The sequence below is a fragment of the Hoeflea sp. 108 genome (assembly GCF_000372965.1).
Lineage (GTDB): Bacteria > Pseudomonadota > Alphaproteobacteria > Rhizobiales > Rhizobiaceae > Aminobacter.
The window spans coordinates 510,378-524,342 of the sequence record NZ_KB890024.1 but is presented as its reverse complement, the minus strand read 5'-3'; the positions used below and the strand labels follow the sequence as shown (position 1 = coordinate 524,342).

The 13,965-nt window shown below is 63.1% G+C and carries 12 protein-coding genes; 2 read left to right on the top strand and 10 right to left on the bottom strand.

The window, feature by feature from the left end:
• The first annotated feature begins 51 nt into the window (after nt 1–51).
• Nucleotides 52–903 (top strand): MurR/RpiR family transcriptional regulator, encoded by an 852-nt coding sequence (locus B015_RS0102525; RefSeq protein ID WP_018426083.1) that lies wholly within the window; start codon nt 52–54, stop codon nt 901–903.
• 67 nt (nt 904–970) lie between these two features.
• Here the strand turns inward: B015_RS0102525 and B015_RS30300 are convergent, their stop codons facing one another.
• From B015_RS30300 to B015_RS0102505, 4 genes are read right to left on the bottom strand one after another with little or no spacing between them, the layout of a single operon-like run.
• Nucleotides 971–2,251, bottom strand: coding sequence for an amidohydrolase family protein (locus B015_RS30300; protein ID WP_018426082.1), 1,281 nt, complete (start codon nt 2,249–2,251; stop codon nt 971–973).
• Nucleotides 2,248–3,498 carry an FAD-dependent oxidoreductase gene (locus tag B015_RS0102515; RefSeq protein ID WP_018426081.1) on the bottom strand — a complete coding sequence of 417 codons (1,251 nt, stop codon included), beginning with the start codon at nt 3,496–3,498 and terminating at the stop codon, nt 2,248–2,250. Before B015_RS0102515 ends, B015_RS30300 begins: the two co-directional genes overlap by 4 nt.
• The gene (locus tag B015_RS0102510) at nt 3,495–4,916 is read right to left on the bottom strand and encodes an FAD-binding oxidoreductase (protein ID WP_018426080.1); all 1,422 of its coding nucleotides are present in this window, start codon (nt 4,914–4,916) and stop codon (nt 3,495–3,497) included. Before B015_RS0102510 ends, B015_RS0102515 begins: the two co-directional genes overlap by 4 nt.
• 18 nt (nt 4,917–4,934) lie before the next feature.
• Nucleotides 4,935–5,747 (bottom strand): creatininase family protein, encoded by an 813-nt coding sequence (locus tag B015_RS0102505; protein WP_018426079.1) that lies wholly within the window; start codon nt 5,745–5,747, stop codon nt 4,935–4,937.
• 314 nt (nt 5,748–6,061) lie between these two features.
• Here B015_RS0102505 and B015_RS0102500 point away from each other — a divergent pair, with 314 nt between their 5' ends.
• Entirely contained in the window at nt 6,062–6,451 is a 390-nt protein-coding gene (locus tag B015_RS0102500) for a Rid family hydrolase (RefSeq protein WP_026226811.1), read from the top strand.
• A 22-nt stretch (nt 6,452–6,473) separates the two neighbouring features.
• Here the strand turns inward: B015_RS0102500 and B015_RS0102495 are convergent, their stop codons facing one another.
• The 6 genes from B015_RS0102495 to B015_RS0102470 form a co-directional block, all read right to left on the bottom strand.
• A complete protein-coding gene (locus B015_RS0102495; protein WP_018426077.1) occupies nt 6,474–7,604 on the bottom strand; it encodes a mandelate racemase/muconate lactonizing enzyme family protein in 1,131 nt (376 codons plus the stop codon).
• Between the two features lie 15 nt (nt 7,605–7,619).
• A complete protein-coding gene (locus B015_RS0102490; RefSeq protein ID WP_051091887.1) occupies nt 7,620–8,516 on the bottom strand; it encodes a carbohydrate ABC transporter permease in 897 nt (298 codons plus the stop codon).
• Between the two features lies 1 nt (nt 8,517).
• On the bottom strand, nt 8,518–9,462 hold the full coding sequence (locus tag B015_RS0102485; RefSeq protein WP_018426075.1) for a sugar ABC transporter permease: 945 nt from the start codon (nt 9,460–9,462) through the stop codon (nt 8,518–8,520).
• Nucleotide 9,463: 1 nt separating this feature from the next.
• Nucleotides 9,464–10,693, bottom strand: coding sequence for a sugar ABC transporter substrate-binding protein (locus B015_RS0102480; RefSeq protein ID WP_018426074.1), 1,230 nt, complete (start codon nt 10,691–10,693; stop codon nt 9,464–9,466).
• A 65-nt stretch (nt 10,694–10,758) separates the two neighbouring features.
• Nucleotides 10,759–12,714, bottom strand: a complete 1,956-nt coding sequence (locus B015_RS0102475) for a TIM-barrel domain-containing protein (protein WP_018426073.1) — start codon at nt 12,712–12,714, stop codon at nt 10,759–10,761.
• Nucleotides 12,707–13,825, bottom strand: a complete 1,119-nt coding sequence (locus tag B015_RS0102470; RefSeq protein ID WP_157632676.1) for a hypothetical protein — start codon at nt 13,823–13,825, stop codon at nt 12,707–12,709. The genes B015_RS0102475 and B015_RS0102470 overlap by 8 nt, the downstream gene beginning before the upstream one ends.
• Between the last annotated feature and the right edge of the window lie 140 nt (nt 13,826–13,965).

Below are 13,965 nucleotides of genomic sequence, written 5' to 3'. Positions count from 1 at the left end.
GAATATTCTATTCCTTGACGTCAGCTGGACGAGAGAGCCCCGAGGAGCTTCATGTCGGTTCTCACCAAAATCACTGCGACGCTCGACACCATGTCGCCGGCAGACCGGCAGATCGGCCAGTTCATCGTCGACAATCCAGACGAGATGCTGCGCCTCTCGTCTGTGGCGTTGGGCGAGCAGACCGGCCGCAGCCAGTCCAGCGTGGTCAAGTTCGCGCAGAAGCTGGGCTATCCCAGCTACCAGCAGCTGAAGCTTGCGGTCTCCGAGGCCAAGGCCCAGCAATGGCAGGCCCCGCCCGGCATGGTGCACGGTAGCATCGACCGAACAGACGGTTACGTCGCCGTCCAGCAGAAGCTGGTGGCGGGCAAGCTCGCGGCCATGCAGCAGACCATGTCGGTCAACAGCGAACAAACGGTAACGCGGGTGCTCGACATGATAGACCGGGCGGAGCGTATCCACCTCTCCGGCGTCGGCGCCTCATCGCTGGTGGCGCGCGACTTCGCCATCAAGCTGATGAAGCTCGGCCGCAACGTGCTGCATGACAGCGACAGCCACGTGCAACTGGCGAGCGCCACGTCACTGGGCCCCAGGGACATGCTGTTTGCGATCTCCCATTCAGGCGTGAGCATCGAAACGCTGCGCGTAGCCGAGATCGCACGGGGGCAACAAGCAACCGTGGTGGTGATGTCGTCGATGCGCGACAATCCGCTGAGTGCCATCGCCGACATCACGCTTCATTCGGTCAGCGACGAGGATAATGTTCGCTCTTCATCGATCACCGCGCGCGATGCGCAACTGGCGCTAACCGACCTCCTGTTCATCCTGCTGGTGCAGCGGCAGCAAGATGCGAACGAACACATCCATCGCAGCGAAGCAGCCGTATCGGCTCTCAAACTGCGCTAGGCCGTGACCAGGGCTTGTGGAGGCCAGCCTCTCGTGGCTGGTCACAGTCACTTCGGTGCCCCATCGGTTAATCGAACGAAAAATCGCGCGCCAGTGCTTCTCTCACGCGGACAGACTTCGTGCGGCTCGCCGCGCTTACGATATCGGTCACCTGTCCGGTGTTCCACAGGAGCAGATCTTCAACCGCTGCATGGTCGATGTCCGGCATCGCGGCCCCCAGTGCGCTGGAGGCTTGTCCCATTACGCAAGGCAGCCATTTGCCGAAGGGCGGTTCGAGCTGAGCGGCGAGTACCGCCATCTCAAGCGCCGATGCGGGGCTGTGAGTGCCGACAGGACAGAAGGCGTCTTGGACGTTATCTGTGCCAAAGACCATGTTGACGCCGCCACCGATCAGCTCTCGTATTGCCGTCACCCCCCGCCTCAGCGGCATACTTGCGCCACGGTCCTGCAGATAGAGATTGCTACTCGGCAAAGCCGCGACGGAGAGCTTCGCCGTGGCGGCCAGTTCGATGCGACGCGCGCGCGTTGCGGCATCGACCGTCCCCAGATTGCATACGTGACCGCAAAGCACCGGCCCCTCGTGGCGGGCGACGATGAGTTCGGTCGCAATGACCTCGAGGCCGTCGAGCGCCGGATCCATGCCCTCGTCGACGTGGAAATCGAGCGCAATTCCGTGCCTTGCCGCGGCGCGGATCATATTGCGAATGCCCGCACGCCTCTGTGGCTGGCTGGCGACGAATGCGCCCAGAACGCCGTTCGTCCGCGCGATCGCGCGCGCGACGCGATCGCAATAGTCTTCGCTAGCCAGCACATCGATGGGAAGCAGCCCCGCGCGCTGCAGCACGATGCTGTCCCGCCACGTTTCGGCAAGCTCCGCCAGGGTGGTCCACGCCAGCGGCAGGCGTTCCGGATCGGCCGGATCCACCTCCCAGTCCACATGGGTACGAACGAGCCGGGTGCCGGATATCGCCAATTCCTGAAGGCCGCGCGTCGCCCGGGCCGCGATGTCCTCGCGGCTCCAACTACGCTTGTCACTTGCCTGCGCAGCGATCGCCTGTTCCAGCGTACCGCCGACATAGTCCATCCGTTCGGCCGTGAAGCATTTGTCCAGGTGGCAATGAGCCTCGACAAAGGGTTGCGTAATCAGACGTCCCCGCAAATCCATGTCCATCGGAGCGTCAATGGACATGCCCACGGCATACCCGCCACGGATGACCAGATTTCCGGCGATGCAGTCCCGATCCGGCCGGCCGCCAAAGGCATCGGGGCTGCCGAGCAGTGAACGCGGAATCCGCACGTTTCCTAGGATCGCGTCCATCCGGTACGTGTTTTCAGGCGCTGTCGTCATGCTAAATGTCGCTCGCCGTCGGAGGTGGTCTGGCTCGACCACGCCTTGAACGCATCGTTCACGCGACCGGCGAGAATGTCTGCTTCCTCCGGCTGGTAGTTCGCAGCGATCATCTTGCGGCCAAGCATATGGTCGCCGGGCCGGTTGATCGTATCTACGCCTACGAGCCGGGCGTGTTTGAAATGATATACGGCAAAGGCCCCGCCCGTGGGATCGCCAGTGACAATTTGACGATCCGCATTTGCAGACAGACCGGCCATCTGCAGCTTCATGTTGCCAATATCCGACCAGAACCAGGGAACGGTGACATAGGGATTGGGCTTGCCCATGAGGACGCCGGCGACATGCCGCGCCTGGTCGGTGGCGTTCTGTACGGATTCCAGGCGCACTGGCTGGCCGAGCTGCCAATGCGGAAACCGGGCGCAATCCCCGATGGCGTAGACACCCTGCGCCGAACTGCGCAGCATGTCATCGACGACAATGCCGCCATCGACCTCTAACCCGGCCTCGACAGCCAGATCGACATCCGGATCGGCGCCGATTCCGACGATCACCATATCGGCCGCGGTGGTTTCGTCCTCACCGGTGAACACGCCCCGCACGGCATCGTCGCCGAAAAAGGCGCGAACCTGCGTTCCAAAGCGGACGTCGACACCGCAATCAGAGAGACGCGAGAGGACGTGGGTCGCGACGACGGGCGACACCGCCCGCGCCAAAAGCCGCTCGCCGATCTCCAGCACGGTGACCCGCTTGCCGAAGGCCGCCATGGTCGCGGCAGTTTCCAGCCCGATGAAGCCGCCACCCACGATGACAACGCTTTCAACATCCTTCATGTGCTGCCTGATGCGGCGCGCGTCTGAAGCGGTGCGCAGCGCGAAAATCCCGTCCAGACTGATCCCCTCGACTGCAGGCATCCTCGAGGCGGCACCTGTCGCGATGATAAGTTCGTCAAACGCTATGTCGCCGCCGTCCAGGACGCAGCGTCGTGTGCTGAGATCGATGCGATGCACCCGTCTTGCACGGTGATAGTCGATGCCACTCGCCTCGTAGACAGCTTCGCCGCGCAACGGCTGCAGCTTATCGTCGTCCTGCTTGAGGAATGCCTTCGAGAGAGGGGGACGGTGATAAGGGTATCCGGGCTCGGCGCCGATCAATGCGATGGCGCCCGCATAGCCTTCCTGGCGCAGCGAGACCGCGGCCTGCGAACCGCTGTGGCCAGCGCCGATTATGACGACGCCGGGCTTCACGATGCATTCCGTACGGCTTGATGGCTGGGCAGCTGCTCGATTTCCTCGGCTGGAAGGTGCTTTACCGCGTCCCAGAGCCGCGATTTCGCCGAATTGAGCAGCCCGTGCGGATCGAGCCGCTTCTTCCAGGCCAAGTGGCGGAAATCCGGCTTCATGGACCCGCCCTCGACATATGGCACATGCGGATTGGAGGTGGGAAAGCCATGGTCATCGTATATTTTCGCCAACTCGAACAGCCGTTCGTCGGTGGTGTAGCGCACCACGGGCAAGTCAAAGGCGACGAGCTGGTCGTTTAGCAGCGCGAACTCGTGGTGCATCAGCACCTCGTCGCCAACCACTGCCCGCAACTCGTCGATCCTGGATCCATCCAGCGGTGGCCGGACGGTCGCCTGCAGGTTGGTGACCGTGCGGTCCTGCTTCAGCACTTGCAGTGTCGTGTGATTGTAGGAAAACTCGGTTAGCGTCGGCAGGCCGGATGCCTTCATCGCCGCATTGTCGAGTTCCAGCTCCTTGACGCCGCCATGTCTTTCCAGAATGCGCATCCCCTCGCCCGCATACTCCTCGGCGATCATGACCAGCAGCAGGTGGCGGCGGCGTTCCGCGATCACACCGAGCTGCTTGATCGAGGCGGCGATCCGCCGGTCGATGGTCGTCAACAGCTTCAGATTGAGATGCCGCGCCGAGCCCAGCTCGACGCCGGCCTCGAAGGCCTGCCTGTAGGCGTCGAATGACGCGATAATGTTGCCCCACCGCGCCGAGGGCACAGTGCCGAGCTTGAGATCCGTAATCACCCCATTGAGGCCCCAGGCGTGATGGATCGCCGATATCTCCTTGCCTGAGAATTCATGCCGCTTCGGCTCGCACTCCACCGATAGCACCGCGATGCTCTCGATGTTTTTGCCGTCGCGCAGCATGCCGTGGCGGATCGAGCCGATGCCACCAGAACCTCCGGCGATAAACCCGCCGATCGTCGCTATTGCTTCGGTCGAGGGAAACAACGGAAGCTCCCGGCCCCTCTCGGCCAGCGCCTCGTTGATCGCACCGATCTTGGCGCCGGCCTGGACGTGCAGCGTCGTCTCCCCGATTTCGATGATCCGGTTCAGGCCGGTCATGTCGATGATCAGCCCACCCTGCATCGGCACCGCTTGGCCATAATTTCCGGTTCCGCCACCGCGAACGACGACTGGCACGTTCCAGGCAACTGCGGTGGCGAGGCATACCGACAACTCTTCCGCCGACTTCGGCACCGCGACCAAGTCGCCGAAGCACGATGCCAGGTCGCGATTGAGAATGGGACTGTACCAAAAGAAGTCGCGGGACCGCTTCTTCACGATCGACGGCGTGTCAATGGTCTCGACCTCGCCGAGCGCCGCCGCGAACGCCTTCCAGTCGATGTCGTTCTTTCCCGAGATGGACATATTTTCCTCCGGCGCGGCTCAGCGGGCGCGGTCTTGTTGGTCTTGCAGGTCGCAGAAGCGGTCGTACTCGCTCAGGAAACGAGCGAAGTTGCGGGCAGCTGTTGCGAGGAGCTCTTCACCGATCTCGCGCGCGGCGGCAGCTGCATTGCCGCAGGCGCCCGTTGCGCTGATGTCCTCGATGGTCCAGGCCGGCCGTGCGCGACCGGCAGACAGTCCGATATGAACGAAATCCCGCTGCCATGCCTCCGCCTGGCTGGAAAAATCGCCTGCCCGGTCCATTGCGACGAGATCGGGCTTCAGCGCCAGCATGGCGCTCGTCTCGATCAGCCCGGCATGGATGCCGAAAGCGTTCTCGCGCGGGTCGCCATGGCGCTCGGCCTCGTTGAAATTGTACCAGTTGCAAGTTGCGATCCTCAGACCGTGAGCGATCTTCAGGTCGCGGGCGGCGATCTCGAGAACCGGCGCGTTGCCGCCATGGGCATTGAGAAAGACCAGTCTGCGGAAACCGGTTGCCGCGAGGCTTGCGGCGAGGTCGCCAAGGAGAGCCAGCAGCGTCTGGGCTGAAAGCGAGAGTGTTCCGGGGATCGCAGCGTGCTCGTTGCTTTTGCCGTAGGCGAACCCCGGCATCGCCAGTACGGGCAGGTCGTCCGCGACATGAGCAAGCGCCCGCTCCAGAACTGCCTCCGCGAGATCGCGGTCGACGGACACCGGCAGATGTGGGCCGTGCTGTTCGATGGCGCCTATCGGCAGGACAAGCACTGTGCGTGCCCGGTCCAGGTTCGCGAAATCCGGGCGCGTCAGGTCGGCCCAGCGGAAAGCACTGCGTGTCATGCGAAAGGCCCCCTGGCGGTTGACTCGCAGGTGCGGCGACTGGATGCGTCGCCCGTGGTCAGATGATCGATGGAAAATGGGCTGGCATAGGCCTGGCTTAACATCCCGCTTCTCCGCTGATCGCTGCGCGACCGGTCGAATTGCGGCTCGTTTCCGGGAAGCCCTGTGCCATGGGGTGGAAGCAGTCTTGTCGATGGGGTCCCATCTGTCAAGGCGAGCAGCCCCGTGGTCCTGCCGGCGAAAGCTGACTGTACTAACCCCACGTAAAGGCGCTCGATATACGTGTTCATGCCAGTCTGCTGGGAGGTTCCGACATGAGTAAATCCGTTCTCGCGACCGACATCGCGCCACCTTTCTCCAACTACAGCCACGGCATGCTCGTGCCTGCCGGGGCAGACATCCTGTTCTGCTCCGGCCAGCTGGGTGTGGCAGCCGACGGGTCGGTTCCCGAGGGCTGCGCCGCACAGGCCGAACTGTGTTTCGCCAATATCGAAGCGGTATTGCGCGCTGCCGGCATGGACCTCGGCGATATCGTACGCATCAATGCCTATGTGACTGCGCGCGAACATATGGCTCCCTACATGGATGTCCGGAACCGCCTCATGGCAGCGCCGTATCCTGCATCCACCCTGATGATTGTCTCCGGCTTTTCGAGACCGGAGTTCGTCGTCGAGGTGGAGGCAGTGGCGGCTCGTCGGCCTTGAGCCAACGAGCCGCCAGCTTGGCTCATTGATAGGACGCGCCGGGGATGAATGGATATTTCCCGATCAGCCCCTCATCGATCTCCACGCCGAGGCCAGGACCTTCGGGCGCCACGATCGTCCCGTCGGTGACCTCGAGCGGTGTCCCCAGTTCGTCCCTGAAAGCATTGATCGCCGACACGTCGGCCTCGTAGATGAACGCGTTTGGCGCGACGGAGAGGACGTGCGTCGACGCGGCGGTGCTCAAGACCGACGCACTGGTGTGCGGGGCGAATTGCAGGTGCCATGCTCCGGCCAGCGCAGCGATCTTGAGGATCTCCGTGATTCCGCCGGTCTTGCAGCAATCGGCCTGCACGAACTGGATCACCTGCTCGCTGATCAGCGCCCGCAGTTCATGGCGGGTGAAGTGGTTCTCGCCGGCGGCGAGCGGCGTAGAGGTGACGTCGCGCAGTCGACGGTAGCCAGGCAGATTGTCGGGCGTGAACGGCTCCTCCAGCCAAGCCAGCTTGCCGGCTTCGCAGATCTCGGCGATGCGGTGCATATCAGCGGTGCGGTATCGGGTGCCGGCGTCTGCCGCGAGAACGATGTCGTCGCCAAAGGCCGCGCGCACACCCGAGACGCGCTCAAGGTCTTTTTCCAACGTGTCGCCGACACGCAGCTTCATAAAATTGTAGCCCTTGGCGATGTAGCGCTCTATTTCGGCCTTGAGCTGGTCGACGGGCTGGAAGCCGAGGCTGATGCCGCCAGCATAGGCCGCAATGGGGCGCCGCTTGCCACCCAGAAGCCTGTAGACAGGCTGGCTTAGATCCTTGCCCTTGATATCCCACAAAGCAAGGTCGACGCCCGACAGCCCGATCACGGCAGCGGCGCCCGGGCCGTGGGTGGCAATGAAGCGTCGATAGCTCGCGTCCCAGATCGCTTCGGTCTCGTGAGCGCACATACCCAGTATGGACGGCCCGAGCGCATCGTTGATGAAGGCTGCGATCGTGCTCGGCGTCTGGGCGTGGTGCGCCTCGCCATATCCGACGATGCCGTCCTGGGTCTCTATTCGCACCAGCACCATGTCGCGCTTGGCGGAGCGGCCGACCGCGAAGGTCGCGCCGCCGGGTGTCGGACAGGACAGGGCGTAGGCCCGAACGCTCTTGATCTTGGTCATTGAAAAGCCTTCCAGTCAGCCCTTCACCGCACCGCCGCCGACGCCGGCGACCAGATGCTTCTGAAGGAAGAAGAAGATGAGCAATATGGGTGCCGCCGTGATCACGCCGCCAGCCATCAGCATGCCCCAGTCGGTCGTGTACTGGCCGATCAGCCCGGAGAGCCCGAGGGGAAGCGTCCTGTTCTTGTCCGACAAGATGAAGGTCGAGGCATAGAGGAACTCGTTCCAGGTGTGGATCATCACCCAGGTCGCCACGGCGACGATGCCCGGACGCGCCATGGGCAGGATCACGCGCCAGAAAGCCTGCCAGCGCGTGCAGCCGTCCAGGCGCGCAGCGTCCTCGAGCGAGTGCGGCACCTGGGCGAAGAAGCCCCGCATGAGCCAGACGCATAGCGGCAGCATGTAGCTGAGATAGACCGGGATCAGTCCGTACAGGCTGTCCAGCCAGCCCAGGTAGCGCAGCTGGATGTAGAAAGGGATCAACAGCAGCACCGGCGGGAACATCTGCCCGTAGAGCATGAACAGCGGCAGCAGCACCGAACCCTTGAACCGGTGGCGCGCCATCGCATAGCCGGCGGTGACCGACAGAACGACGCTGATCGCTGTGACGCTGGCAGTCAGGATCAGGCTATTCAGGGCAAAGCGCCAGAACTCCGCTCCGACCAGCAGATCCACGTAGTTCTGGAAGGTAACCGAGTGCGGTACGATCGAGGGCGGTCGCGCGAAGATCTCGTCCTTGGCGCGCAGCGAAGTGGCGATCATCCAGTAGAAGGGAAAGACGCACCAGATGAATGCGGTCCAGAGACCGGCATAGAGCAGGCCGGTGCGCACCGCCTTCGGCATGCGTGTTCGCTTGAGCGGCGCGCTGGCGCGTGCCTCGGCCGATTTGGCCTCCATGGGGACGAGGCGCATCTCAGTCGGCTTCCTTTGCCTGGATCAGTTTGAGATAGATCGTCGTAGCGATGACCAGCCCGACGAAAAGCATCGTCGCGACTGCCGAAGCCATGCCGAGATCGAAACGCTGAAAGCCGTATTTGTAGGCCAGCGTGAACAGGATCTCCGACGAGTTGAGCGGACCGCCTTCAGTCATCAGCCAGATCGCGTTGAAGTTGTTCACAGTGAGGATGAAGGTCAGTACGGCCGAGATGGCAAAGGAGACGCGGATCTGTGGCAGGATCACATACCACAGCTTGCGCCAGCCCGAGGCGCCGTCCATGGATGCCGCCTCCAGGATGGATTTCGGCACCAGCTGCAGTGCGGCGAGCAGAAGCAGCATTACGAACGGCGTACCCTTCCAGATGCTTTCGACTGTCACGGCGTAGAGCGCGGTCGCCGTATCGCCCAGCCAGGGATGATAGGCGTCGATGATACCCAGGCGCACCAGTATCTCGTTCACGATGCCGACACTGGGATCGTACATCCACCGCCAGGTGAGGACTGCAACGACGCTGGGCACCACCCAGGGCACCAGGATACCGGAGCGGAAGAAGCCGATGCCCGGCACAATGCGATGCAGCAGCAACGCCAGCGCCAGCCCGAGGACGAGCTGCGCCACGACGTTGAGCACCACCCAGATCAGGGTGTTGAGCGAGGCGAGCACAAAGTTGGGATCGGCGAAGACCCTCTCGAAGTTGCGCATGCCGACAAACGGCATGTCGCCGCTGTTGAGGGTGCGCAGCGTCACGTCGTGAAAGGCGGAGGTGATGCCAGACACCACCGGGTAGACCACAACCCCGATGGCGATCACGATCGCTGGCATGACCATCAGGTAGGGGTAGAGACGCGCACCCGTGCCGTTCTCGAAAATCGAGGACCAGTGCGGCTTCAGTCTCGTCGTATCACGGGTGCTCGTGGTCATCTTACTTGGCCAGCAACTGCTCAATTTGCGTGTTGGCCTTGGCCATTGCCTCGGCTGCCGGCTCGCCGCGGATCACGGCATCCCACATGTTCCCGAATACGTCGCCATGCATCTGGCTCCACGACGCGACAACCGGACGGGGATGACCGACACCAGCCTGCGCCATGAACGGCTGCATTTCCTCTGGCAGTTTGGCGATTGCTTCCGGCGTGGTGGCCGCTGTCGTCGCCGACAGGCGATTGTACTTGGACATCAGTTCGATGCTGCGTTCGCCGGTGAGCCACTCGACCAGTTTGAAGGCCGCGTCGGGCGATGCCGTGCCCTCGCGGATGGCGAGGTTGTAGCCACCGATGACGGTCGCTGCTTCCTTGCCCTTGGGTAGCGGGTGGATCGAAAAGTCGAGGTTCGGCGCGTTCTTCTTGATGGCGGCAATTGCCCAGTCGCCGCTGACCACCATTCCTGCACGTTCCTGGACAAAGGGCGCATGGACCTCATCCCAGTTGCCTGCGGTCAGAACCGATTCCGGCATCGCTTTGTCTTCGGTGTAGAGCTTGGCCAGGAAGTCGACCGCCGCGATCGCTTCCGGATCGCCCACATGCGACTTACCGTTCTCGTCGATGATGTCGCCTCCTGCCTGCCAGATGAACGGATAGAGCTGGAACGCACCCATCCGGTTCGAGCCGAAGCTCAAGCCGTAGGTTCCCTTGCTCGCGTCGGTCATCGCGACCGCGGCCTTACGCAGCTCTTCCCAATTGGTGGGAGCCTTGTCGATGCCTGCAGCGGCCAGCATCTTGTCATTGACGATCAGGGCGACGTTGTTGGTGTAGAGCGGCAGCGCGTATTGCTTGCCCTTGTAGCGGCCGGCCGCCAGAGGTCCGGACTGGTATAGTGCGGCGAGCGGCTCCGACTGCGCGCTGATGTCTTTCAAAAGTCCCGCATCGGCAAGGCCTGCAACCCAGGCGATGTCGAGAGCCATGACGTCAGGCCCGGCACCGCCGGACAGCGCGACGAAAAGGTTGCGCTCCATCTCCATGTGCGGAACGGCCTGGACGGACACCGTGTGTCCCGTCTCCGCCTCGAACGCCTTGAGTTCGGCGTAGAGCGGCGCATCAGCACCTGAGGCAAGCGGGGCGTTCACCCACAGCACCAGATTGTCCGACCAGGCCGGAGCCGTTCCCATGCCGGCGGCGATCGCAGCGGCCATGGCGCTGCTTTTCAGCAAGTTCTTCATATACTTCCTCCCACAATTGCGCCTGAGGCGCGATCAATTGGCCCGGACAAGCTGGCCGAGCCGTATCATTCGACCACTTTCATCCATTCGATTGCGGTCCCAAACCAGCGCGAGAACGCAGCCAGCTCCTCCGGTTCCCCCGTGGTCGCCTTGATGCCACCCTTGACGATGCCAACCACCTCGACACGCCATCCCTCCTGGCCGCGCGTGCGCGACATGCCATCGCCATCACCGAACACGATCTCAACGGCACGGCGCGAAGCCGTATCCAGCGCCAGCACCAGACGCGCGCCTTTGCGTACGAAAATCGGCATCTTCTCCAGCTGCACGTCGTGTATGCGCCAAGTCGGTCCGGCGACGAAGTCGCCCGAAAGCACGTCCAGCCATTCGCCCTCGGGCAGATAGACCGCGCGTGTGTTGCCGTAGAATGCCACCGGCGCGACCAGCACATCGTCGCCAAGCATGTATTGCTGGTCCCAGTCGTTGATGCCGGACCACTCGACCTCCGGAAACGCCAAGGGCATCATGCGCATGAGCGGCAAACCACCGTCGGCGGCGTCCGTGCCATAGCGGTGGAAGACCGGCATCAGAGCAAGATGCAGCCGGGCGTAGTCCTGGTAGACAGCGACCGATGTCGCATCCATGTCCCACGGCTCGCGACAGCCAAGCCCATGAAGCATCATCAGCGGTGTGAAGCAGGAGAACTGCGACCACCGCGCAAAGACCTGCGTGGTCGGGGTGCCAAAATATCCCCCGAGATCGCTGCCGACGAACGACCAGCCACCGAATGCAGCGCTCTGCACGGCACGGACCGCCGACGGCAAACCGGTCTTGGGACAGAAATCGGATGTCTGGTCGCCGCTCCAGATGGGCGCGCGCACGCGCGGCGAACCAGATCTGCTGATGATCGCCGGCACCTCACCGTCGAAAGATGCGATCGTCGCGTCCAGGTATTGGCGCACGAAGGCATTGTGCGCACGCCCGCCCGTTTCGCCCGAATGCAATACGGCATGTTCCGGAAGCTGCTCGCCGAAATCCGCCTTGAAGCCTTTGATGCCTCGCTGCAGTAAGCTCCGCAGATTCTGCGACCACCACGCGCTGGCGTCGGGGTTGGAGAAATCGATCAGCGCGGCGACGATGTTGGGGTTGGCGCCCGGCCGCCGGGTAATGAGCGCTCCGTTCGCATCCTTGATCGTGTAGCCCTTAGCGCTCGCATAGGCGAAGGATTTGGTACCGACGACCACCCACGGGCACAGCCACAGATAGATGTCGGTTCCGTCCGCCGCCATGCGCGCGACCATGTCCCATGCGTCGGGATACTTGGCGATATCGAATTCGAACGAATGGACCTCGCCTGCCCAGTAGGCGTCGATCAGCTTGACCGCCATCGGCAGGGAGAGGTTGCGGTAGCCGTCGATGTCTGCCCCGACGGTCTTTGCGTTTTCGATGCGCCAGTCACCGGCTTTCCACAGGCCGAAGAAGGAGTCTTCCGGCATGATCGGAGGGCCGATGCGCTGGATGAGCGTCGCGTAGAGCTGCTCGAGCGTGCCGACATGGATCTCGACCTCGAGCCGGTTCCCTTCGACCTGGATCTTCAGCACATTCGGGTCGAGCGGGGCGGCTATGTGGAACATGGCAGCCGCTTCTTCAGGCAGGTAGACCCCATAACCTAGCGATGTGGCGATCCACGGCGACGGCAGATAAGTGCCGTTGCCCAGGCCGAAGTTCTCCAGATAGTACCGCACCGACTGACCACGAAGGTCGAGCGTCTCGAAGCGCTCGCCTCCGCCGAATGCCTGGAATGCCTTCGGCACCGCAAAGGCGATCTCGATAGCTTCGGCATGTGGATGCGAAGCAACGATGCGCCAGTTCTTGCCTTGGCGGGTGACCTCGACCGCAATCTCGCCGTCCCCCGGGAATGCGGCGCTGGACCACGATCCTCCTGCCACGCGCCAGCCGATGCTGACGGGGCGATGGACTGCGTCGGCCGGGATGGTCGCCGGGTTCAACGCCTCAGGCATGATCGACCTGCACGCCGAGTTGACGGCCGAGATGCAATACGGCATCCGCCCAGCGCCCATAGACGGCAGTCACGTGGTGCTCGTAACCTTCGTCGATGAAGTGGCGCACCAGGGTTTCTGCGTCCGCCATATCAGGCCGGAAGAAACCCGCCGCCCGATTTGCCTTCGATTTTTCCGATAGCATCTCGCCTTCACTGACGAAGATGCGCAGCTCCCCGTCTGCGCGAAGCGAGAGGCGCAACAACGTCATCGGCCCGGCTTTCAACGGAAAGGTTTCCTGCTTCAGCGCGGGATCCAGCGAGCGCGGCCCGTCGGCCAGGCGTGGGCTCACGCCATAATGCCAGAGCACAAGTCTGTTCCTGGCGCGATCGATTCCGGAGATGTCGGTCAGGAAGGGGAGCGATGTTGGGTCGAAGGCGCGGGCGACCAGCGCCGTCACGGCACCCATCACATCACCTTCCGGAGCCAGCGGCACACTGCGATCCGACAGCTCGCCCAGCGCTCCCCAGGTGCCCTTGAAATCTTCGGCGTAGAGAATTTCCGGCCAGTCGCGGATGGCGATCGCGTCCGCCTTGATCTTGTCCAGGCCGGCCCCAAGGCGGGCATATGTGCGCCCCAGAGCCTTGCGGCCGACTTCGTCGTCGCCTCCATCGAAGCTGGCCTTGGCCCAGAGCCGCGCGGCGTCGGCCTCCTGGTCGGGACTGGCCTTGCAGCCGTCGAGGAACTTGACGAGCGTCATCTGTTCGATCGTCACGTCCAGGTGTTGGCGGATCGTCCAGGGATCGACCGCGAGATTGGTGAACCAGTCGGCGTGCGCGCCGATGAGCGCGATGCGCGAGCCGCGGATCCGCCTGTGGGCGCGGGATGCCGCGGCGAAGGCGGCGAGCTGAGCCGCCAACCTTTCGTCGTCGGGATTGCCAAGCAGCAAGGTGAAGCGATGGCCGAAGCGGATAAGCGTCGACGCCCAGAGCTGAGCACCACACAGCGAGTTGGTGACAATCTGGTCGGTCTCCTCCAGCGCCCAAAGCGCGATCGGCAGGCGACGATCGCCGAGGTGCGACAGCACTTCATGTAGGAGCTCTGCCGTCGCAAAGGTCGACAGCTGGATCACCAGCCCATCGAGGCCATCCAGGTCCAGCTGCGCGAATGCCTCTGCGCAGCTCGCACGATCGCGCGCAAGTTTCGATCCGAAGACGAAGCTGCCGGCCAGCGCACCCGTACCGACGAGCGCCGACGTGCGCGTGACGAGTT